Raw genomic sequence first — 1,147 nt, forward strand, 5'->3', positions numbered from 1 at the left:
TCGTCTGAAGAGTCCCATAAAATTATTTTATTTTTCGCAAAACAAAAATAAGGGATTCTCAGGCAATTTTAATTTCCGACTTTCGGATGGCAGTGATAAAATATCAAATTTATCAATAAAGCCATCATTTGCACTATATAAACTCGAACCAAAAAGACCTAAACAATACGTGTTTTTATGTAAAATAATGGGCACTATTTTGGGAATTTCACCTGATTCATCAATTTTATATAAACCATCAAAAATGGAAGTGAAATATACTTCACCATCATCTTCAAAAAATGAAATACAAATAAAATCTTCTTTATGTGTAGGCATTTTTGGTGTTACAACTTTATTGGTATTAATATCAATGATAGAAACCCCTTGTTCTGTACCAACGTACATTTTATTTTTATACGGAAATACTTTTCTGGTTTTATTGGCTAATAGACCATCTTTAGTAGTGAAAATAGTGAATTTTTTTCCGTTAAATTTACTGACTCCACCACCATAACTAGCAAACCACATATTTCCATTGGTATCTTGAGAGATATCCCAACAACTATTGTGTCCTAAACCATCTAACTCGTCCATGTTAAAAAACGAACCATTTTCCATCCTTGAAACTCCATTTTCAGTTCCAATCCATAAAACATTTTCTGAATCTAAAAATAATGATCTAACAGCATTATTTGGTAAACCATCTTTGGTAGAATAATTACGAGAAGGTAAATATTGACCAAAGATTAAAAAAGGGACCAAAAAGAAACAAAAGTAGATAATTGTTTTTTTTAGCTTTTGCATGTAAAAATCCTTTTAATAAAAAATAAATTACAAACAAGCACTGATCGAGGTGAAATAAAAAAGATTATGAAATCATTAAGTAATTCATTTTGAGTAACACATATTTTTTAAAAAAAATCATATGATATCTGAATTACATTAACTGTAGTACTCTTTATTAAAAAATTAGATTCCATTAAGATATTATGTATTTAAAAGCGAAAATAGCATTTACTAATGGTGATTCCTACAATAATTCATAATAAATCTAAAACTAAAATCCTTTAAAAACAAAAAACCCTTCATCTATTGATGAAGGGTTTTAAAAGAAAGGCGACGACATACTCTCCCACATAACTGCAGTACCATCTGCGCAGGCGGG

1 protein-coding gene is annotated in these 1,147 nt (G+C 28.9%); it reads right to left on the reverse strand.

The annotated features are described in order from the left end of the window. Positions 1 to 27: 27 nt before the first annotated feature. On the reverse strand, positions 28 to 786 hold the full coding sequence (locus IWX83_RS17110; RefSeq protein ID WP_196831358.1) for a two-component regulator propeller domain-containing protein: 759 nt from the start codon (positions 784 to 786) through the stop codon (positions 28 to 30). Positions 787 to 1,147: the final 361 nt, after the last annotated feature.

This window comes from Flavobacterium sp. CG_9.1, assembly GCF_015751645.1.
Lineage (GTDB): Bacteria > Bacteroidota > Bacteroidia > Flavobacteriales > Flavobacteriaceae > Flavobacterium > Flavobacterium xanthum.

Coding starts and splice junctions, on each gene's coding strand:
- IWX83_RS17110 (WP_196831358.1), bottom strand. CDS start 786: ATGCAAAAGCTAAAAAAAACAATTATCTACTTTTGTTTCTTTTTGGTC.